Source organism: Arthrobacter sp. Y3221157 (genome assembly GCF_059089865.1).
Map to the genome: position 1 here is coordinate 1 of NZ_JBNHFD010000073.1, position 20,076 is coordinate 20,076.

Consider the following 20,076-nt stretch of genomic DNA (forward strand, 5'->3'; position numbering starts at 1 on the left):
GCCGGAACCCGTCCAGGTCCTCCTCCGAGAGGCGGCCTTCCATGAACGCGCGGGCGTACATGCCCGGGGACGCGTGGCCCTGGAAGAACACCTGGTCCCCGCCGCCGGGGGCATCCTTGCCGCGGAAGAAATGGTTGAACCCGACCTCGTACAGGGTGGCCGCGCCGGCGTAGGTGGAAATGTGCCCGCCGACGGCGATGTCCGGCCGTTGCGCCCGGTGCACCATCACCGCGGCGTTCCAGCGCATGTACGCCCGGTAGCGGCGTTCGTATTCCTCGTTGCCCGGGAACGGTGCTTCCTGGTCCACCGGGATCGTGTTCACGTAATCGGTGGTGGTCACCATCGGCACCCCGACGCTCTGCGCGCCCGCGCGCTGCAGCAGGCTCCGCATGATGAATTGGGCACGCTCGGTACCCTGTTCCCTGATCAGCGCGTCCAGGGACTCAACCCACTCGGCAGTCTCTTCCGGATCACGATCAGGCAGCTGGTTAGTCAACCCGCTGAGGATATGGGAGGTATCTTCTCCTGCAGCCACGTCCAACCTCTCTTTGCGCGCATGAATCGGCGCACTCAGGCCAGGCAGGGTGACTGCCCGGCGTATATACGCCGTGTGCGACGTATCGGTTACAACAGCCCGGTCATGTGTGCCGGGCAGGGTCCTAGAGCTCCTATGTCTGCACGGAGTTACAAGGTTGTTGTCCCGCAGGCATAGTTGTCACCAGCCACTCTAGCCCTCACCGCAAGGCGATGCGTAGCCGCAGGGTGGGCACTTCAGTTGTATTTCGCCGTCATACTGGTTCTGTGACGAAAAGCCGCTGCAAAGCGGGCGGCCGCACCCATGTGACGCAGAATATGCCGCACGCCGGGGGCGGCAGCTTGAAGCGCAGGCACAAAGGGTGTTGGCTTGGGGAGTAATGGAAATCACTATGCGCACTGCATATCTAAGGCATTGGAGGAACACGTGAGCGAGGCCGACGCCGCCACTTCGGTAAATGTGGCGGAAAAATTGGGTTTCAAGAACGGGGATCTGATTCAGGAGTTCGGTTACGACGACGATGTCGATTTCGACTTGCGTGACGATATAGAGGACCTCACCGGTTCGGAGTTGCTGGACGAGGATGACCACGAGGTTGCGGACGCCGTCATCTTCTGGTGGCGCGATGGCGACGGCGACCTGGTGGACAGCCTCATGGATTCGCTGACGACGCTGAGCGAGAACGGCGTCGTCTGGCTGCTGACCCCCAAGTCCGGCCGCGGCGGCTACGTCTCACCGGCGGACATCCAGGAAGCCGCGCCCACCGCCGGCCTGCACGTCACCACGTCCGCAGGTGTATCCAAGGACTGGAGCGCCAGCCGCCTGGTGAGCAGGAAGAACAAGTGACGGCAGCGCTTGCCGCTGCCTCTGCTGCTGTCCCTGCGGTCGGCGGGACAGCCCCTGACTTTGAGCTTTCCAACCAGTATGGCGAGCCGGTCCGGCTTTCGTCGTTCCGGGGCCAGAACGTGGTCCTGGTTTTCTATCCCTTCGCCTTTTCGGGCATTTGCACCGGTGAGCTGTGCGAGATCCGGGACAACCTGGCTGTGTTCGAGAACGCGGACGCCACGGTCCTGGCAGTATCGGTTGACAGCAAGTTCAGCCTCCGGGCCTACGCTGAGCAGGAAGGATACGGATTCGACCTGCTGGCGGACTTCTGGCCCCACGGCGGCGTCGCTTCCTCCTACGGTGTTTTCGACGAGGAGACCGGAATGGCCAGGCGCGGCACGTTCATCATCGATGCGGCCGGAACAATCCGGTACACCGTGGTGAACCCGAGGGGCCAGGCAAGGGACTTCGAGGAGTACCGCGCGGCACTTGCCGGCCTGGCGGAGGCGTGAGCTGCCATGGAAGGGCAGCGGCACGGGGTAGGCCTGACGGGCTTTGCCAGCATGCCGCCTGCACCCCATGCCAGCCCCTCCGGCGAAGACCTTGAGGTCCTGGGCAGGATCCGTGACCTCCTGGGCGGAATGCGCTTCGCGCTGCTGACGGGCGCCGGGCTCAGCACTGATTCGGGCATCCCCGACTACCGGGGCCCGGGCTCGCCGCCCCGGACCCCCATGACGTATCAGGAGTTCATTCGCGATGCAGCGAACCGGCAGCGGTACTGGGCGCGGAACCACATCGGCTGGTCGCATCTCCGGCATGCGGATCCGAACCCGGGGCACTTTGCGGCCGCCCACCTCGAACGGCGGGGTTACCTCACTGGCCTGATTACGCAGAACGTGGACCGCCTGCATGAGGATGCCGGCAGTGCGAATGTCATCGACCTTCACGGCAGGTTTGACCAAGTGGTCTGCCTTGACTGCGCGCGCACCTATTCGCGGAAGCTCCTGGCCGGAATGCTGGGGGAACTCAATCCGGACTTCCTGGAGCGCGCGGCGGCCACGGGGCTTGTGGAAATGGCGCCTGATGCCGACGCCACCGTGGAGGACAGGGCGTTGATCAGCAGTTTCGTGGTCGCTGCCTGCCCGGCATGCGGCGGAACCCTAAAGCCGGATTTCGTCTATTTTGGCGAGAACGTTCCGAAGGAGCGGGTGGAGAAGGCCTACGCGATGGTGGACGAGGCTGCCGCGCTGGTGGTTGCGGGTTCCTCGCTGACCGTGATGAGCGGTTTGCGGTTCGTGCGGCACGCGGCCAAGGACGGCAAACCTGTGGTGATCATCAACCGGGGCGAAACCCGCGGGGACGACAAAGCCACCATCAAGCTGGAAGCGGGCGTTTCGGAGTCGCTCTCCTGGCTTGCCGGGAACCTGCCGCCGCTCTGACATGCGGGCTCGTGATTGCGGCCCCTGTGCCGATTCGCGTTTAGGGCTCCGCGTCAGGTAGAGTCTATGTTCGTTGGTTGCGGCGGAAACGCCGGATTCAGCACCTTGGGTCTTTAGCTCAGCTGGTAGAGCGCCACGTTTACACCGTGGATGTCATCGGTTCGATCCCGGTAGGACCCACCAAAAAAACCCCGCGTTTCCGGCCCGTCCAGGCCTATGGAGATGCGGGGTTTTGTCGTTGGCGGCACAGCCGGAATGTCGGACCCCCGCCATAGCTTTTCAGTCATGGAACACGTGATAGTCCGCAGGGGCGGGGATGGAATGCCGACGGCGGTGGTCTGCCGGGGGCGGGAATGGTCCGTGGGTGCCGAGCCGGTGAGATGGTTCGAGCGGATCAATTGGTGGGAAACCCATCGGAGGATGCCAAGGGGTAGAAGCCGGGTGGATGTGGAGGTCCTGCAGGTCCAGGTGCGCTTGGGAAGCAACAGGAACTCCGCCCTGACCACCATGGTGCTGGAACGTGACGGACTCGGGGGCGGCTGGCGCCTGCGGGAGTCCCTGGCCGGCGCGGCCTAGCACCGGTCCTAAGGGAAGGGCCTGCCTGCGGGCATTGGAAAACCCTCCACCGCGACTATTGGGGGATGCCGCGGTGGAGGGTCTGAAATGAATATACCGTGAACCCCAGGAAACAAAAAGTTACAACTGAATGTGTCTGGAGCGTTACTTGGGGCCGATTACCTGGCGTTGGGGGACAGGGCCGTCAGCGGCGGACCGGGATGAAGACCCGCGGCTGCTCGGTCCAGGTATCCGCCATTCGGGCCATGGTCCGGCGAAGGATCCGGTCGGATCCCTCCCTCGCGGCTGCGGCGTCACCCCTTGCGATCGCTTCCGCCACGTCCACATGCCACTGCAGGGCAGCCTCGTTGGGGTGGTCGGGCATGAGGCCATGTACCGTTCGGCCGGTAAGGGTCTCCGCCACCTGGCCCATGAGGTTGGCGAACATCTCGTTGCCGGAGCCGGAGAGCAGCAGGGAATGGAACTGGATGTCCAGGTCCAGGAAGCGCGGCACTTCGCCGCTGTGACCGGCGTCGCGCATGGCATAGGCCACGTCCACCAGCTCGAGCCTTAGCGGGGCGGGTGCGTTCTGGGCGGCGAGCTCCGCCGCGGCAGGTTCAACGGCCGCCCGCAGTTCGGCGAGGGAGCGAAGCTGCGCACCGCGGGCATCACTGGCCAGCCGCCACCGGATGACCTGCGGGTCGAAGGGGTTCCAGCGGCTGGGCGGCAGGACCCTGATGCCCACCCGCTTCGTGGTTTCCACCAGCCCCAGTGATTGCAGCACGCGGACTGCTTCACGGATCACGGACCGGGAAACCTTGAGTTCGTCTTCGAGCTGCTCGGCGAGCATGACATGGCCAGCAGGCAGCTCGCCAGCAATGATGCGGGTGCCGAGATTTTCGATGGCACGGTGGTGCAGGCTGCTGGTCATGGCGTTAAGCCTAGTGGGAACGGGCCGGGGGCCAGGCTCGAGGCGGCGGGCGGCGACACAAAGCGTTCCATTATCCGGTTGCCCCTTTCCTGATACCTCCTGAATATATATGCTTTATTCCGACCCTGGTCATGGCGGGCGGTTTCGACGAGGCCGCCGCCATTCGTCCTGAAGCAATGAATTGGAGTTTTGATGTCTGCACATATCGGTGTCACCGGCCTTGCGGTGATGGGTGCCAACCTGGCCCGTAACCTCGCGCGGAACGGCTTCACTGTCGCCCTGCACAACAGGTCCGTGGAGAAGACCGACGCGCTGCTGGAGCGGTACGGATCCGAAGGTGACTTCATCCGCACCGAAACCCTCCAGGAACTGGTGGACTCGCTGGAGAAGCCCCGGCGCGTGCTGATCATGGTCAAGGCCGGCAAGCCGGTGGACTCGGTCATCGAACAGCTCGAACCGCTGCTGGAACCGGGCGACATCATCATCGACGCCGGCAACTCCCACTATGAAGACACCCGCCGGCGGGAAGCAGCCCTCGCCAAGAAGGACCTGCACTTCGTGGGCGTGGGTGTCTCCGGCGGCGAGGAGGGCGCGCTCAACGGCCCGTCGATCATGCCCGGCGGCTCCAAGGAGTCCTACAAGGCCCTCGGCCCGCTGCTCGAAAAGATTTCCGCCAAGGTTGACGGCGAGCCCTGCTGCGCGTGGGTGGGCACCGACGGCGCCGGCCACTTCGTTAAGATGGTCCACAACGGCATCGAATACGCGGACATGCAGGTCATCGGCGAGGCGTTCGACCTGCTGCGCTCCGGAGCCGGGATCGAGCCCGCCGAGCAGGCGAAGATCTTCTCGGAATGGAACAAGGGCGAGCTCTCCTCCTTCCTGATCGAAATCTCCGCCGAAGTCCTGGGCCACGTTGACGCCAAGACCGGCAAGCCGTTCGTCGACGTCGTGGTGGACGCTGCGGGTCAGAAGGGCACCGGCCGCTGGACCGTCATCTCGGCCCTCGAGCTCGGTTCCCCGGTCTCCGGAATCGCCGAGTCCGTCTTTGCCCGTGCACTCTCCTCGCAGGCCGGCCAGCGCAAACTGGGCCAGGAACTGCTGGAAGGCGGGGAATCCGCCGTCGAGATCCCGGAAACCTTCGTCGAGGACGTCCGCCAGGCGCTCTACGCCTCCAAGCTGGTCTCCTACGCCCAGGGCCTGGACATGCTGAATTCGGCAGCCAAGGAATACGGCTGGGACCTGAAGCTGGACGAGATCGCGTCCCTGTGGCGTGCAGGCTGCATCATCCGTGCGGAACTGCTCAAGGACATCACCAAGGCCTACGCCGCGGACGAGAAGCCGGCCAACCTGCTGTTCGCCCCGGCCTTCACCAAGGCCATCGCCGATGCCCTGCCGGCGTGGCGGCGCGTGGTTGCCACCGCAGTCCAGCTCGGAATTCCCGTCCCGGTGTTCTCCTCCTCGCTGGCCTACTACGACGGCCTCCGCCGCAAGCGCGTTGCCGCCGCCCTGATCCAGGGACAGCGCGACCTGTTCGGTGCGCACACCTACGGCCGGATCGACGCCGAAGGCACGTTCCACACCCTGTGGGGCGAGGACAAGTCCGAAATTGAAGCGGTGGACACCCACTAATCCCGGCCGGCTCCGGCCACGGCCGGTGATTCGCAGATAATCTGGGAACCACCGGCCGTTGCCGTCTCCGGAGCGTGCCACCGCCCAGCACGGGGGAGGCCAGATGTCCCAGCCAATCGCGATCGTGAAGGGAGCGTCCGCAGGGATCGGCTTCGAGGCCGCCCGGAAGCTGGCTGGAAAAGGCTTTACCGTCTATGCGGGCGCCCGGAGGGTGGACAGGATGGCGCCGTTGCGGGACGCCGGCGTCGGGGTGGTTGAACTGGACGTCACGGATGATCGGTCGATGCGTGCCGCCGTCGGGCGCGTGCTTGCGTGGAGGCCAGCAGCGGTGCAGGGCCCTACGATGCCCAGGCGCGGGACATGGCGGCGGCACTGGCGTCCACCGACCGGCCGGCGGTGTCCACTCCGCCGGCGGTCATTGCGGAAGCCATCCTGCACGCGGCCACGTCCGCGCATCCGAAACCCGCTATCCGGTGGGTAGGGGAGCTGGCACCATTACCGCCTTGCGGCCGGTTCTGCCGGACCACCTCTATGACGTGGTTGTCCTGGCGGTCCTGAAGAGGGTGGGCGGATAGTCAGATCCGGTATTCGATGTCGTACTCGGCCGGGTCCACCGCCGGCTTGGTTTCCCGCTGTGCGTCGCGGTGCCGCCATTTGGCGGGAACGCCCGTGACGATCGACTCAGGCGGCGCATCCTTGACCACGACGGCGTTGGCGCCCACGGCGCTGTCCCGTCCGATGGTGATGGGTCCAAGGATCTTCGCTCCGGCGCCGATGGTGACGCGGTCGCCAATAGTGGGATGCCGCTTGATCCGCGCCAGGGAGCGGCCGCCCAGGGTCACGCCGTGATACATCATGACGTCCTCGCCAATTTCCGCGGTCTCACCAATGACCACGCCCATGCCGTGGTCGATGAAGAACCTGCGGCCGATGGTGGCGCCGGGATGGATCTCGATGCCGGTCGCGAACCTGCCCAGCTGGGAGATCAGCCGGGCCGGGAACCGGAGGGCCGGATTCTGCCACAGCCGGTGCGTCAGCCGGTGGATCCAGATGGCATGCAGGCCGGAGTAAGCGAAAAAGTTCTCAAAAGAACCTCGAGCCGCCGGGTCATGGGACCGGGCGGCGTCGAGGTCTTCCTTCAGTCTTGCGAAAAAGCCCACAAAGTTCTTTCTACAGGAAACGGGCGGAAAGCGGCCTGATCAGCCCCGGATGTCGTCATAGAGCACGGTGGAGATGTAACGCTCGCCGAAGTCGCACACCACGGCGACGATCAGCTTGCCCTTGTTCTCGGGCCGCTTGGCCAGCTCCAGCGCGCCCCAGACAATGGCGCCGGAGGAGATGCCGCCCAGGATGCCTTCCTTGACGCCAAGTTCACGGGCAACACGCACGGAGTCCTCTAGCGTGGCATCCAGGACCTCGTCGTAGACGTTGGTGTCGAGGATCTCGGGGACAAAGTTGGCGCCGATGCCCTGGATCTTGTGCGGGCCCGGCGCGCCGCCGTTGAGGATGGCCGAGTCCTTGGGTTCGATGGCCACGATCTGGACGTCGGGCTTGCGCTCCTTCAGGACCTGTCCGACGCCGGTGACCGTTCCGCCGGTGCCGACGCCGGCAACGAAGATGTCCACCTTGCCGTCGGTGTCGGCCCAGATCTCTTCGGCGGTGGTGTTGCGGTGGATCTCCGGGTTGGCCTCGTTCGCGAACTGGCGTGCCCAGATGGCGTTCTCCGTGTTGGCCACGATCTCCTGTGCCTTCTCCACCGCGCCGCGCATGCCCTCGGAACCGGGCGTCAGGACGATCTCGGCACCGAAGGCGCGCAGCATGACCCGGCGCTCGGTAGACATGGTCTCGGGCATGGTGAGGACCACCTTGTAGCCGCGCGCAGCACCCACCATGGCCAGGGCGATGCCCGTGTTGCCGGAAGTACCTTCCACGATGGTGCCGCCGGGCTTCAGGGCCCCGGACTTCTCGGCGGCGTCGACGATGGCCACACCGATGCGGTCCTTGACGCTGTTGGCAGGGTTGTAGAACTCCAGCTTCACGGCGACGGTGGCTTCCAGCCCCTCGCTGAGCCGGTTGAGCTTGACCAGCGGAGTGCCGCCAACCAGCTGCGTTACATCGTCATAGATCCGTGCCATGTACATACGCCTATCTCTGAAGGGTGGATACTGAGGTCAGCCTAACGAGGCACCGTAACCCTGGCTAAGCGTTAAGCCACGCAGAGTAATATTTCCTGGCCTTGGCCAGCTTGGGGTTGATGATCACCTGGCAGTACCCCTGCTCGGGATGCTTGGCGTAATAGTTCTGGTGGAACTCCTCTGCCACGTAAAAGCGCGGAAGCCGGCTGACCTCGGTGACGATCGGGTCCCGCCACAGCTCCTGGTTACGTTCGATCGCCTCCTCGAACAGGATCTTTTCTTCTGTGGTCTCGTAGAACATCGACGAACGGTACTGCGTGCCGACGTCGTACCCCTGCCGGTTCAGCGTGGTGGGGTCATGGAGGGCGAAGAACATGTCAAGGATGACCTCGGCCGGAATGATGTCCTCGTCGAAGGTCACGGCCACGACCTCGGCATGGCCGGTGGTTCCGCTGCAGACGGAGTAATAGTCGGGGTGGGGGTCGTGCCCGCCGGTGTAGCCGGACACCACCGAGGTGACGCCCCTGGTCTTCTGGTAGACAGCGTCAAGGCACCAAAAGCAGCCTCCGCCCAGAACAAAAGTTTTCATGACCTCTTCAATGGTTGGCGCGCCCGGATGATTCCCGGCCGGGCGCGGCACCCGTCACGGTACGGGGGTGGCCACGGCGGATGGGGTAAAACTAAGACTATGGAACCTGTGGACACCGACGTTACCGGCCCCGAAAACCACAACGACCGGAATCACGACGGCGACGCCCCCTCGGACACGCCGGCGGCGGCCGGTACGGAGGCTCCAAGCCTGGGCGACCTGCTGCTGGCGGTGGAAGAACTCTGGCCCGAGTCCCTGGCCGAGGACTGGGACGAGGTGGGACTGGTGGCGGGCCACCCGTCCACTCCGGTCACCAAGGTGATGTTCGCGGTGGACCCCACGCTGGAGGTCATCGAGGAAGCCGTGGAGTGGGGCGCCGAACTCCTCATCACGCACCATCCGCTCCTCCTCAAGGGTGTTACATCGGTTGCCGCCACGACCGCCAAGGGAAGGGCAGTCCACCGGCTCATCGAGTCGGGCACGGCACTCCTGACGGTGCACACCAACGGTGATTCCGCCGTCGGAGGCGTCTCGGACGTGCTCGCAGACGCCCTCGGCCTCCAGGACGTGGCACCCCTCACGGTTGCCGCGAACGGACTGCCGGAAGAGGGGATTGGCCGGGTGGGCGAACTGGCGGATGCCATGACCCTGGGTGAGTTTGCCGCCCGGGTCTTCGAAATCCTGCCGTCCGTGGCCGGCGGCGTTCGCGTGTCCGGCGATAAGGATGGCCTGGTGCGGCGCATTGCCGTCTGCGGCGGCGCCGGTGACTCGCTGTTCAACGAGGTCCGGGCCAGCAACGCCGATGTCTACGTCACGGCCGACCTCCGCCACCACCCCGCATCCGAAGCCCGGGAGTCGGCGCTGAACGGGCGCCCGTACCTCGTGGACGTCTCGCACTTCGCCAGCGAATGGCTTTGGCTGCCGGCGGCTGCGGCCGCCCTGGGCAATGTCCTCGCGGACCAGGGCCACGACGTCGAAATCCAGGTCAGTACCACCAACAGCGATCCCTGGGACTTCATACTCACTCCGGGCTAAGCCAGGGGGGCAAGCCAAGCGCTAGAGTCGAGGAAGCGCCGGCATGGTGCCCGGCTCCGGCCGGAAGGGAACAAGCGGAGGTAATAGTGGCGAAGGCAGCACCGGCGGAACAGTTGAAGTTGCTCGAACTGCAGGGGCTGGACGCCAGGCTTAAATCGCTCGCCAACCGTCGCCGCGAACTTGAAAACGATCCACGGATCAAGGACCTCGAAGCCGCCCTTTCGGTTGCCAACGGGGAACTTGGTGCAGCCAAGGTGGCCGTCCACGACGCAGAATCCGAATTGAAGCGTGCCGAGGCGGACGTGGAACAGGTGGCCACCCGCATCGAACGGGACGAGGCAAGGCTCAACAGCGGCACCGGCCTGTCCAAGGACCTGGTGGCCCTCCAGAAGGACATTGCCTCGCTGAACAAGCGCCGCTCGGACCTCGAGGATGTGGAACTGGAAGTCCTGGAAAGGCTGGACACCCTTAGGGCCCGCCAGGCAGCCCAGCAGGTCATCGTGGACGATATCCAGGGTTCTTTCGGCAGCATCCGGGCAGAACTGGACGAGGCCATCGCCGGAGTCGACGCGGAAGCCGCCGAGGTCCGGGCCAAGCGCGATGAATTCGCACAGGGACTCGACGCCCCACTGCTTGCCGTCTACGAGAAGACGCTGGCGAAGCGGGGCGTGGGTGCGGCCCGGCTGTTCCACGGGATGTCGGAGGCCTCGGGCATGAAGCTCAGCCCCGGCGACCTCGCCGAGGTCAAGGCAGCTTCCGCCGACGACATCGTCTTCTGCCCCGATTCCGGCGCCATCCTGGTGCGTTCGGAGGAGTGGGCCTGACCTGCCGGGCTTTCAGCCCTGCAGGACGATGTTCAGGGCGTGCGGTTTCCGGGCAGAGCCAGTAACCAGCTCCGCATGCCACTTCTCCCGCGCGGCGCCAAGGAGCTGCTCGGGGGTCGCGGGGGCCTTTCCACGGCGCACCAGCAGGTGGCGGGCAAGCTCACCACGTGTGTGCTTGGCAAAGTGGCTGACCACCTTGCGCACGCCGCCGGTTTCCGTGAAGACATTGACCGTGACCGTCCGGGCGGGCGGCGGGGTCCACGCGGCGGCGTAGGTGCTTGACCTGCAGTCCACCAGGAGATGGCCCTCCACCGCCGCGGCCAGTGCGTCCGCCAGGAGTGGCTTCCAGAACGGGGCAAGCCGGCCGACGTCCGGCAGTGCCGTCCCCATCGAGAGCCGGTAGGCGGGCACGCTGTCGCCGAAACGCAGCGCTCCCCACAGCGCTGAGATGACCAGCACCGATTCGTCGGCCTTGCGGCGCTGGGCCGGGGTAAGGCTCCGGTAGCCGAGGGCGTCGTACAGGACCCCGGAATAGATGGTATGTGCTGGTGCCGCCGGCTCCGCGCGGAGCCGGGTGTTGCGGCGGACGTCGTCGCTCAGCGACGGCCCAACGCCCAGCAGCGCAAGGGCGTCCTCGTGGGCGCTGACGGTCCCCAGCGCCTCGAGGACTTTGGCGCGGTAGGGGTTGAGGGCGGGAAAGCCCAGGGACTGCCACTCGACGGCGGCACCGCGGACAGCAGGCGTCTTGCCTTCGGAAGGGGGAAGCAGAATAAGCACCGTCCGATACTACCGGCGGCGGAAAGGACGCCCCGCGCCGGTAGACTGGTTGAGGATGGGACAGCCAGACGGCCGCGCGCCACGCAAGTGGCTCGAGGAACGTCCGGGCTCCACAGGGCAGGGTGGTGGGTAACGCCCACTCGGGGTAACCCGCAGGCAAGTGCCACAGAGAACAGACCGCCCGCATCCCTTGTCCCTGGACGGGGGAGAGCGGGTAAGGGTGAAACGGTGGTGTAAGAGACCACCAGCTTCCCGGGTGACCGGGAAGGCTAGGTAAACCCCACCCGGAGCAAGGCCAGACAGGACACGTTCGAGGGCTGCCCGCCCGAGTGTCCGGGTAGGCCGCTGGAGGGTACCGGCAACGGTACTCGTAGATGGATGGCCGTCGCTCCACTTCCGGCAACGGAAGCGGGGAACAGAACCCGGCGTATCGGCTGTCCCGTCCATCAAACCGGTTTGACCTTGGGAGTTTTGTTGGTGATCCTGAACCGTGCCCGCAAATACTGATCCCCACCCGGCCAGCCAACCGGCCCGAGGCGCCGCTCCCGGCGGCGCCAGGCAGGCGCTTGCCCTGCTGGGCTTCCTTGCCCTTTCCCTGGCCGCGTGGGCGCTGGCCTCGATTCCCATCATCCTGCATTCGGCCGGCTGGTTCGCGGAGTCTGTCAAGGCGCCGTGGATGCCGCCGGGATGGATGTTCCGCTCCATGTGGATTGCGCTCTACATCGGCGTCGCCGTTGCCGCCTGGCTGGTCTGGCGCAAAGGTGCCCTGACCAGGGGGACGCTGGCTGGCTATATCGTCCAGCTGGTGCTTAACGCAGGGTGGCCGCTGACGTTCTTCGGACTGTATCCCGTCCTGGGGACCGCTGCCCTGTGGGTGGCGTTCGCCGTCATAGCCGGGCTGGCGGTGTCCCTGGTGTTCCTGATCCTGCGCTTCGGCCCGGTGAGCGCAGGTGCCGGCTTGCTGGTGCTGCCCTACTTCTCGTGGATCGTCTTTTCCGCCAGCCTCAACCTCTACTCGGCGCTGCACAACTAGCTGCCCCGTCGTGTGAGTGATTTCACGCGCCTGCAGCCTGTTGCGCACCGCGGGCCAACTTAGAATAGATACCGGACGTAGGGGTTCTTCCGCCGGGAGCTGCGTTCGCAGCCGGCGGTTTTTCTTTGCACACGATCCATGCGCCTGGGGGCCGAACCCTGCAGGCGTGGGTGCCCCTGGACATCATCCGGTGGCCGACATCCGCGTACGAGGACGTATGCGGCTGAACCGAGGAAGGTATTTCTGTGAGCCAGACGTCAGATTCTTGTCTTGATACATGGATGGGCCGGGAGGCCCTCGCCGAGGCCATGATTCCGGTGATCGGCCGGCTGTACCGCGAAAACAACGTGGTGACCAGCATCCATGGCCGGAGCCTGATCAACAAGTCCACCATGAACATCCTCAAGGCGCACCGCTTCGCGCGCCGGATGAGCAAGGATGAATTGCTCCTTGAAGAGACTGCGCCGCTGCTGAACACCCTGGCCGGGCTCGAGCTGGGCGCGGCCGCGATCGACATTGCCCGCCTGAACCAGAAGTTCAAGGAAGAGGGCGACGGCGCCACCCTGGAGGAGTTCCTCCGCGCCGAGCTCGCCGAGATCGTGGGCAAGCGCGGCGCTGACGAGCGCACCAGCACCGACGTCGTCCTGTACGGGTTTGGCCGCATCGGCCGGCTCCTGGCCCGCCTCCTGATCGAAAAGGCCGGTGGCGGCCACGGCCTCCGCCTGCGCGCCATTGTGGTCCGCCGCGGTTCCGACAACGACCTGGCCAAGCGTGCCAGCCTGCTGCGCCGTGACTCCGTGCACGGCTCCTTCGAAGGCACCATCCGCGTCGACGAGGAAGCCAACACGATCACGGCCAACGGCGTCCGGATCCAGGTCATCTACTCCAATGACCCTGCCACCATCGACTACACCGCCTACGGCATCAGCAACGCCCTGGTAGTGGACAACACCGGCCGTTGGCGGGACGCCGAAGGCCTGTCCCAGCACCTGCAGAGCAAGGGTGTCGCCCGGGTGCTGCTGACCGCGCCGGGCAAGGGCGAGCTGAAGAACATCGTCCACGGCATCAACCACGGCACCATCGAAGACACGGACACCATTGTCTCCGCGGCGTCCTGCACCACCAACGCCATCACCCCGGTCCTGAAGGCCCTCAACGACAAGTTCGGCGTGGTCCACGGCCACGTGGAAACCGTGCACTCCTTCACCAACGACCAGAACCTGATCGACAACTTCCACAAGGGCGACCGGCGGGGCCGGTCCGCTGCGCTGAACATGGTGATCACCGAGACCGGTGCCGCCAAGGCCGTGGCCAAGGCGCTGCCGGAACTGCTGGGCAAGCTCACCGGCAGCTCCATCCGCGTTCCAACCCCGGATGTTTCGCTGGCCATCCTGAACCTCACCCTCGAGAACGGGACCACCAAGGACGAGGTGAACAATTACCTCCGCGAAATGTCGCTGCACTCGGACCTGCGCAAGCAGATCGACTACATCGATTCCCCCGAGGTGGTCTCCACCGATTTCGTCGGTTCCCGCCGCGCCGGGATCGTGGACGGCCTCGCCACCGTCTCCACCGACAAGAACCTCGTGGTCTACGTCTGGTACGACAACGAATTCGGCTACAGCTGCCAGGTGGTCCGCGTGATGGAGGAGATGGCCGGCGTCAACCCGCCGTCCTACCCCGCCAAGGAAAGCGCCAAGGCGCTGGCGGCCATCGCCGTCTAGCCATTTGCAGGTCACGCTAATTCCCGGCTGGTTCTCTGGAATCAGCCGGGAATCGGGACCACACTAATGGCATGGAAAAAGATTCGACACTCCAGCACGACACCACCCTGGAACACGCCCTTGATGTCGCCAAGGCCAACCACAAGGAAGCCCTCCGCCTCCTTGAGGGGGCACGCGCGGCATACAAGGCAGGCGACGTCGGCGAGGACAGGGTACGCCAACTCGAGGGCCTCCTGGCCATCGCCGAAGAGGACCTCCGGCGGGTGATGCGGGAGCAGTAACCGCCCCCGAACGATCCGTCACCCGCCCTCCACACTGTGGAAACCGGCGAGGGGGAGCGGACGTTGTCCTAGGCTCGTGGGATGGATGACGTCAGCCCCCGGCAGGGAAAGCCGTGACCTTGAGCTGGTCCGCCTACCGGCGGGCACGCCGCCGCTCCCGGCAGGCCTGGGCCATATTGGCCTTGGCCGCTGTTTCCGTTGTTGCGGCCCTTGCCTGGTTCTTTGCCGCGGGCCAGTTCGCCCTTGCGGAACCGCCGCTGGCAGGCCCTTCCGAAGCGCCCGTCTTCGATCCGGCCTGGATGAAGCCGGTGGTACCCGTCAACCCGGTCCCCGGCGGTCGCGCCCTTGATGCCCTGGAGGTGCTGCCCGTCAAGGGCCGGGCAGCCAAGGAGGGCTACAACCGGGAAGCCTTCGGGCAGGCCTGGGCTGATGTCGACCGGAACGGATGCGATACCCGCAACGACATTCTCCGCCGCGACCTGGCGGACGTTGTCTTCGCCGAAGGCTCACGTTGCCGGGTGTCGGCCGGCCGCTTCCACGAGCCCTACACCGCGCAGCACGTCGATTTTCGCCGCGGCCAGGACAGCAGCGGGGCAGTGCAGATCGACCACGTCGTGGCGCTCGCGGACGCCTGGCAAAAGGGCGCCCAGCGGTTGACTCCGGGCCAGCGCCAAAGCCTTGCCAATGATCCCTTGAACCTCATCGCCGCGGACGGCCCGGCCAACCAGCAGAAAAGCGCGGGCGACGCCGCCACCTGGCTTCCCGCCAACAAGTCCATCAGGTGCCATTACGTAGCACGCCAGATTTCCGTCAAGGCCGCCTACAGCCTCTGGGTGACCGACGCGGAGAAGGACGCGATGAAGCGCATCCTCGGCTCCTGCCCGGACCAGCAGACGGTGCGGGCCCGCTGACACGCGCCACCTCCCGGTACCCGCGGCCGGCTAGTGTCCGAACGGGTCCGGATCCACCCCCGGCATCCAGGTCAGGCCTGGCACACCCCAGCCGTTCTTCTTGGCCTGTTTCATCGCCTTGCGGGAGTAGCGGTCCATAAGCCGGTTGACGTAGAGCTTTCCGTCCAGGTGGTCGTATTCGTGCTGGATGACCCTGGCGAACCATCCGGTGGCCTCGAACTTCACTGGCTGCCCGAATTCGTCAAAACCCTCCACCCGGGCCCATTCGGCACGCTTGAGGGGATACACCTCCCCGGGGAAGGACAGGCAGCCCTCTTCTTCCTCGTCCGGGTCCGGAGCGGCACCGGAGATTTTGGACAGCGTCAGGACGGGGTTGACCAGCACGCCGGTGGGTGGAGCACCGTCGTCGTTGGCGTACTTGTAGACAAAAATCCGCTTGCCGACGCCGATCTGGGGGGCCGCGAGGCCCACGCCGTTGGCGGCATCGTTCGTTTCGAACATGTCGGCAATCAAGGCGCGCAGGTCGTCGTCGAACACCTCAACCTCGGAGGCCCGGCGGTGCAGCACCGGTTCTCCCCAGATGGTGATTGGCAAAACGGTCATATCAGTGGTCCTTCGGCTTGCGGCCCTGGCCGAGGACCGGGGCGATGCTGCAACAACAAAGGAGGCCGTACCGGATATCCGGTACGGCCTCCTTCTTGGACGGCCACCTGCCGTCCCATGAGGGTGAGCGACGGGGGTTGAACCCGCGACCTCCTGGACCACAACCAGGCGCTCTGCCAACTGAGCTACGCCCACCATGTTTCCCGCAGAACGACCGGTTTCCCGGCCCCCTGGAAAGGCAACTCAAATAGCTTACCTGCTCTTCCGGGGTGCTTTGTCCACTTTTGGCCTTTTCGGGAAAAATTCCTGGAAACGTGGCGCAGATTACGCTTCCGGCAGCCCGGCCGTTTCCCCCGCCGTGATGCGGCGGGCAATCTGCTGTGCCGTTGCGCTGTCCGGCCCGGGGGCGGGGACGAACACCGCCTCGCGGTAATAGCGGAGCTCATCGATGGAATCCTTGATGTCCCCCAGCGCCCGGTGGCCGCCCTTTTTCGCGGGGGACTGGAAGTAGGCACGCGCGTACCAGCGGCGGGACAGTTCCTTGATGGTGCTGACGTCGATCACCCGGTAGTGCAGGTGTTCCACCACAGCGGGCATGTCCCGGGAGAGGAACACGCGGTCAGTACCCACCGAGTTCCCGCCCAGCGGAGCCTTCCGCGGGTCCGGCACCCATTCCGCGATGTACTCCATGACTGCGGCCTCTGCCTCGGCCATGGTCTTGCCGGACGGAAGCTCCTTAAGGAGGCCGGACTTGGTGTGCATATCCCGGACGAAATCGTTCATCTGGGCAACAGCGGCATCATCGGGCTTAATGACCACGTCCACACCGTCGCCAAGGATGTTCAGTTCGGAGTCGGTGACCAGGGCCGCCACCTCGATCAGGGCATCGTTCTTGATGTCCAGTCCGGTCATTTCACAGTCGATCCAGACGATTCGTTCGTTAGAGATAGGCACCGGACCAGCCTACCGTTACACCTCCCGCCAGCCGGCCGGTGCTAGGATTTCGGGTACGCGGCGGGTCGCCCTGCTGTCGGACGAAAAGCGCCCCGGACGGCTGTACTGCCTGCCGGACACGAGCCGCGCACACGCAAAAAGATTGGACGATCCTGACATGACGGCGCCTTTGCCCGCGGCGGGGGAGCTGGCGGCCGGCGCCACTGCCGAAGCGGGCACTTCCGGCATGGACAATCCCCGCTCCCCGCTCCTTGCCGGCTTCATTGGCTCCATGTTCCTGCTGGTCGGCTCGCTCGGCGTGGGCTGGCTGGCCCCCGTCTCGGAACTGCGCCGGATGCCGCTGTTCATCTGGATGCGTGCCGAAGCAGCGGGAGTGGCCCTGTCCATCGTGCTGCTGGCCGTGGGTGCCATGCTGCTGGTGCGGGCCTGGCTGCGGCTTGGGCAGATAGTCCACGTCTGGGGAGCCGAGGCGCGCAGCGCCACCCTGAAGGCGGTGGTGGCCTGGGGGCTGCCCATGATGTTTTGCGTGCCGCTGTTCAGCCGTGACGTCTATGCGTACATCGGCCAGGGCCGGCTCATGGTGGAGGGCTTCAACCCGTACGAGAACGGCATCTCAGCCCTGTCCAACTACTTCCAGCTGGGCGCGGACAAGATGTGGACGGAAGCTCCCGTTCCCTATGGCCAGCTGTTCCTATGGATTGAGCAGCTGGTGGTCTGGTCCACGAACGTCCAGCCGGAAGCCAGTGTGATGCTGTTCCGGCTGGTGGCGCTGGCCGGTGTAATCCTCTGCGTCATCTACGTGCCCAAGCTTGCCGAACTGCACGGGATCAACCCGCACCGTGCCCTGTGGCTCACTGCCGCAAACCCGCTCTTCCTGACCAACTTCATCGCAAGCGTCCACAATGATGCGCTGATGATTGGCCTGGCGCTGGCCGGCCTCTACTACTCAGCCACCCGGCGGGTGCTCCGGGGCGTCGTGCTGGTTACCCTGTCCATCGCGGTCAAGCCCATCACCATCGTCTTCCTCCCGTTCATCGGTTTGCTCTGGGCCGGCCGGGAGGCGGGCTGGGCGCGGAAGTTTGTGTTCTGGGCCCTGACTGGCGGGCTGAGCCTGGCCCTGCTGACCCTGATGGCCTTGGTCAACGGCTTCGGTTTCGGCTGGATCAACGGGCTCTCTGCCCCCGGCAGTATCTCCATCTGGTACGCGCCTGTCGGGCTCATTGGCATGGTGGTGGCGTCCTTGGCCAACTCCTTCGGCCTCGACGGGTCCGTGCCGGCAGGCTGGGTGTTCAACGCCGGAAAACTGCTGGCTGTGGCGATCGTCGGCTGGCAAATTTTCCGGGGCGACTATGACCGCCTGATGCGGCGGCTGACACTGGCGCTCGCGGCCGTGGTCCTGCTGGCCCCCATCATCCAGGCCTGGTACGTGGTGTGGCTCATCCCGCTGTTTGCCGTCACCGGCATCCGGAACGACTGGCAGGTCAAGGCACTCTACTTTGTGGTGTCCTTCTTCATGATCTACGCCATCTCCGACCAGCTGGAGGTCTTCCCCTACCTGCAGACCGAGGACCTGGGCTTCGCGCTCGCCCTGGCACGGGTTGCCGCGGCCGTCACCGGACTGCTGTTCGGGCTCTACCTGATCTTCTGGGATCCGCAAACCAGGCGGCTTTTCCGCAAAGCCGGCGGGCCCGTCGTCGAGCGGCCCGTTATCTAGCGGAGCTGTCCTGACCGAGCCGCCGCAGGGCCTCCCTGCGTGACAGCGGACTCATCCGGGAGGCATGCTCCGCAACGAAGGCCGCTACCCACTCCGGCGCCGTCTTCGCATACTCCCGCAGCGCCCAGCCGATCGCCTTGCGGATGAAGAATTCGGGGTCCGAAAGGTTCGGTTCAATGACCTGCGTGAGCAAAGTGGTGTCGGTGGCTTCCTTTGCCTTGAGCTGGGCGGTAATGGAAGCCCGCCTGATCCAAAAATCGGCGTCCCTGCTCCACCTTTGGAGCACTGCTGTCATCTCCGGCCGGTGGGCCTGCAGCAGGCCGCAGAGCCGGCCGGACACCCCGTCCGCAAAATCCCACCACGCCCCGCTGCGGATGATTTCCTCATACACCGGCAGCATCTGCAGGTCTCCGGCAACCAGCCGGCCGGCGGTAAGGTCAATGGCTGCGTACCGTTCCTCACGGACGCCCGCGGTGCGCCACAGCTCCAGTACGGTGCCACGGAGCTGCTCCGCGGAGGCGAAGGGGGCGGCGGCAACAGCTGACGCCACCACCCGCCGCACTTCCGGCACCCGCACGCCCAGCGACGGCTGGCTGGACTTCATGTACGCCTGCATGCCGGCTCCACGGACAGGATCTGCCCGCTCCCGGAGGGCGTCCCGGATCAGGCGGAGCACAGCTCCGTTGATCCCTTCCGCGACGCCCATGCGGCCACTCTAGCCTGCAGGTACCCGGGCCGGTTGCTGTAGTCTGGTGAGCGCTAACAATCCACTTCCGGAGATCACTATGGCCGACACTGAATTCACCATCTCCTCGGGCCCCTACACAGCCCTGCTCACCGCACGCGGCGGAGCCCTCCGCAGCCTCCGGCACGGCGGGCGCGACCTTGTGGTCGGCTTTGGCGCCGACGGCCCCATTCCAGACTACCGCGGCGTCATCTGCGCGCCCTGGCCCAACCGGCTCGCAGACGGCAGATACACCTACGCCGGGCAGGACCATATGGCGCCACTCAATGAGCCGGTAAGGGGGTCGGCGCTCCATGGCCTCGCAACGAACCAGGTTTGGGAAGTCCTGGAGGCCACCGGACGTGCAGTGACCCTGGGTTTCCGTGTGGAACCTGGGCCGTCATTTCCTTCGCAACTGGACTTGACGGTCATGTATGCCCTCTCGGCGGACGGGCTGCAGTGCAGCGTAAAGGCCGTTAATACGGGCAAGGTCGCCGCACCCTACGGCGTGTGCCCCCACCCCTACCTGGTGGCCGGGCCTTCACCCCTGGACGACTGGTCAATCGAAATTCCCGCGGCGGATTTCCTTGAGGTGACACCGGACCGGTTGCTGCCCGTGGGGATGCGCAGTGTTGACCAGCATGAGTTCGACTTCCGGACGCTGCGCCGCGTGGGGCCGCTGAAAATAGACCACGCCTTCACCGGCATCGCCCGGGACGACGATGGGCTGGCGCGCGTGCGGGTGACGGACCCGGGAGGAACTGAGGTGGCCGGCAGCGTGCGGGTGAACGACCTGCTGCGTCCCATTGGCCTAGTGCACGAGCTCCGCGGAGCGTTCCGGGTGGACCAATCGTGCTG

At 65.4% G+C, this 20,076-nt stretch carries 21 protein-coding genes, 2 tRNA genes, 1 other RNA gene and 2 pseudogenes; 16 read left to right on the forward strand and 10 right to left on the reverse strand.

The features are described 5' to 3' along the window. Positions 1–535: pseudogene (locus tag AC5RTT_RS15670) on the reverse strand (pyruvate dehydrogenase (acetyl-transferring), homodimeric type); the annotation flags it as partial. A gap of 426 nt (positions 536–961) precedes the next feature. On the opposite strand from AC5RTT_RS15670, the gene AC5RTT_RS15675 reads away from it, so the two are divergent. From AC5RTT_RS15675 to AC5RTT_RS15695, 5 genes are all read left to right on the forward strand, one after another. After that, positions 962–1,381, forward strand: coding sequence for a DUF3052 domain-containing protein (locus AC5RTT_RS15675; RefSeq protein WP_494145968.1), 420 nt, complete (start codon positions 962–964; stop codon positions 1,379–1,381). After that, on the forward strand, positions 1,378–1,872 hold the full coding sequence (locus AC5RTT_RS15680; protein ID WP_494145969.1) for a peroxiredoxin: 495 nt from the start codon (positions 1,378–1,380) through the stop codon (positions 1,870–1,872). The genes AC5RTT_RS15675 and AC5RTT_RS15680 overlap by 4 nt, the downstream gene beginning before the upstream one ends. A gap of 6 nt (positions 1,873–1,878) precedes the next feature. Further along, positions 1,879–2,799 carry an NAD-dependent protein deacetylase gene (locus AC5RTT_RS15685; protein ID WP_494145970.1) on the forward strand — a complete coding sequence of 307 codons (921 nt, stop codon included), beginning with the start codon at positions 1,879–1,881 and terminating at the stop codon, positions 2,797–2,799. A 107-nt stretch (positions 2,800–2,906) separates the two neighbouring features. After that, positions 2,907–2,982: transfer RNA gene (locus AC5RTT_RS15690), tRNA-Val, on the forward strand. A gap of 102 nt (positions 2,983–3,084) precedes the next feature. Continuing rightward, positions 3,085–3,375 (forward strand): hypothetical protein, encoded by a 291-nt coding sequence (locus AC5RTT_RS15695; protein WP_494009437.1) that lies wholly within the window; start codon positions 3,085–3,087, stop codon positions 3,373–3,375. A 184-nt stretch (positions 3,376–3,559) separates the two neighbouring features. Here the strand turns inward: AC5RTT_RS15695 and AC5RTT_RS15700 are convergent, their stop codons facing one another. Next, complete coding sequence (locus AC5RTT_RS15700; RefSeq protein ID WP_494009436.1) at positions 3,560–4,285, reverse strand: FadR/GntR family transcriptional regulator; 726 nt, start codon at positions 4,283–4,285, stop codon at positions 3,560–3,562. A gap of 192 nt (positions 4,286–4,477) precedes the next feature. Between AC5RTT_RS15700 and gnd the strand changes: the two genes are divergently transcribed. Both gnd and AC5RTT_RS15710 read left to right on the forward strand, forming a co-directional pair. Continuing rightward, the gene (gene gnd, locus AC5RTT_RS15705) at positions 4,478–5,914 is read left to right on the forward strand and encodes an NADP-dependent phosphogluconate dehydrogenase (protein WP_494145971.1); all 1,437 of its coding nucleotides are present in this window, start codon (positions 4,478–4,480) and stop codon (positions 5,912–5,914) included. A 103-nt stretch (positions 5,915–6,017) separates the two neighbouring features. Continuing rightward, positions 6,018–6,161: pseudogene (locus AC5RTT_RS15710) on the forward strand (SDR family NAD(P)-dependent oxidoreductase); the annotation flags it as partial. 328 nt (positions 6,162–6,489) lie between these two features. On the opposite strand, the gene epsC reads toward AC5RTT_RS15710, so the two are convergent. The 3 genes from epsC to msrA form a co-directional block, all read right to left on the reverse strand. Continuing rightward, entirely contained in the window at positions 6,490–7,074 is a 585-nt protein-coding gene (epsC, locus tag AC5RTT_RS15715; protein WP_009372911.1) for a serine O-acetyltransferase EpsC, read from the reverse strand. A gap of 39 nt (positions 7,075–7,113) precedes the next feature. Beyond that, complete coding sequence (gene cysK, locus AC5RTT_RS15720) at positions 7,114–8,049, reverse strand: cysteine synthase A (protein ID WP_494009433.1); 936 nt, start codon at positions 8,047–8,049, stop codon at positions 7,114–7,116. A 64-nt stretch (positions 8,050–8,113) separates the two neighbouring features. Continuing rightward, positions 8,114–8,638: a peptide-methionine (S)-S-oxide reductase MsrA gene (gene msrA / locus AC5RTT_RS15725; RefSeq protein WP_494009432.1), complete on the reverse strand. Its 525-nt coding sequence runs from the start codon at positions 8,636–8,638 to the stop codon at positions 8,114–8,116. Positions 8,639–8,737: 99 nt separating this feature from the next. Between msrA and AC5RTT_RS15730 the strand changes: the two genes are divergently transcribed. Both AC5RTT_RS15730 and AC5RTT_RS15735 read left to right on the forward strand, forming a co-directional pair. Continuing rightward, entirely contained in the window at positions 8,738–9,673 is a 936-nt protein-coding gene (locus AC5RTT_RS15730; RefSeq protein ID WP_494145972.1) for a Nif3-like dinuclear metal center hexameric protein, read from the forward strand. Between the two features lie 86 nt (positions 9,674–9,759). Continuing rightward, positions 9,760–10,497: a zinc ribbon domain-containing protein gene (locus tag AC5RTT_RS15735; RefSeq protein WP_494050659.1), complete on the forward strand. Its 738-nt coding sequence runs from the start codon at positions 9,760–9,762 to the stop codon at positions 10,495–10,497. A 12-nt stretch (positions 10,498–10,509) separates the two neighbouring features. Here AC5RTT_RS15735 and AC5RTT_RS15740 read toward each other — a convergent pair whose 3' ends face one another. Further along, positions 10,510–11,274 (reverse strand): YaaA family protein, encoded by a 765-nt coding sequence (locus tag AC5RTT_RS15740; RefSeq protein ID WP_494145973.1) that lies wholly within the window; start codon positions 11,272–11,274, stop codon positions 10,510–10,512. A gap of 56 nt (positions 11,275–11,330) precedes the next feature. On the opposite strand from AC5RTT_RS15740, the gene rnpB reads away from it, so the two are divergent. From rnpB to AC5RTT_RS15765, 5 genes are all read left to right on the forward strand, one after another. Next, positions 11,331–11,720: RNase P RNA component class A (gene rnpB / locus AC5RTT_RS15745), an RNA gene on the forward strand. A gap of 44 nt (positions 11,721–11,764) precedes the next feature. Next, positions 11,765–12,307 (forward strand): TspO/MBR family protein, encoded by a 543-nt coding sequence (locus AC5RTT_RS15750; RefSeq protein ID WP_494145974.1) that lies wholly within the window; start codon positions 11,765–11,767, stop codon positions 12,305–12,307. 245 nt (positions 12,308–12,552) lie between these two features. After that, complete coding sequence (locus AC5RTT_RS15755) at positions 12,553–14,031, forward strand: glyceraldehyde-3-phosphate dehydrogenase (protein WP_494145975.1); 1,479 nt, start codon at positions 12,553–12,555, stop codon at positions 14,029–14,031. A gap of 71 nt (positions 14,032–14,102) precedes the next feature. Then, a complete protein-coding gene (locus AC5RTT_RS15760; RefSeq protein WP_494009426.1) occupies positions 14,103–14,312 on the forward strand; it encodes a hypothetical protein in 210 nt (69 codons plus the stop codon). Between the two features lie 113 nt (positions 14,313–14,425). Continuing rightward, positions 14,426–15,223: an HNH endonuclease family protein gene (locus tag AC5RTT_RS15765; protein WP_494145976.1), complete on the forward strand. Its 798-nt coding sequence runs from the start codon at positions 14,426–14,428 to the stop codon at positions 15,221–15,223. Positions 15,224–15,253: 30 nt separating this feature from the next. Here AC5RTT_RS15765 and def read toward each other — a convergent pair whose 3' ends face one another. From def to orn, 3 genes are all read right to left on the reverse strand, one after another. Further along, positions 15,254–15,826 carry a peptide deformylase gene (gene def, locus AC5RTT_RS15770; RefSeq protein WP_494145977.1) on the reverse strand — a complete coding sequence of 191 codons (573 nt, stop codon included), beginning with the start codon at positions 15,824–15,826 and terminating at the stop codon, positions 15,254–15,256. Between the two features lie 122 nt (positions 15,827–15,948). Beyond that, positions 15,949–16,021 (reverse strand) — tRNA-His (locus AC5RTT_RS15775). A 129-nt stretch (positions 16,022–16,150) separates the two neighbouring features. Then, positions 16,151–16,780: an oligoribonuclease gene (gene orn / locus AC5RTT_RS15780; protein WP_494009423.1), complete on the reverse strand. Its 630-nt coding sequence runs from the start codon at positions 16,778–16,780 to the stop codon at positions 16,151–16,153. A gap of 157 nt (positions 16,781–16,937) precedes the next feature. On the opposite strand from orn, the gene mptB reads away from it, so the two are divergent. Further along, a complete protein-coding gene (mptB, locus tag AC5RTT_RS15785; protein WP_494145978.1) occupies positions 16,938–18,494 on the forward strand; it encodes a polyprenol phosphomannose-dependent alpha 1,6 mannosyltransferase MptB in 1,557 nt (518 codons plus the stop codon). Here mptB and AC5RTT_RS15790 read toward each other — a convergent pair. Further along, the gene (locus AC5RTT_RS15790) at positions 18,487–19,200 is read right to left on the reverse strand and encodes a DNA alkylation repair protein (protein ID WP_494145979.1); all 714 of its coding nucleotides are present in this window, start codon (positions 19,198–19,200) and stop codon (positions 18,487–18,489) included. The genes mptB and AC5RTT_RS15790 overlap by 8 nt on opposite strands. Before the next feature lie 79 nt (positions 19,201–19,279). Between AC5RTT_RS15790 and AC5RTT_RS15795 the strand changes: the two genes are divergently transcribed. Next, on the forward strand, positions 19,280–20,076 hold a 797-nt coding region (locus tag AC5RTT_RS15795; RefSeq protein ID WP_494145980.1), incomplete at its 3' end, for an aldose epimerase family protein.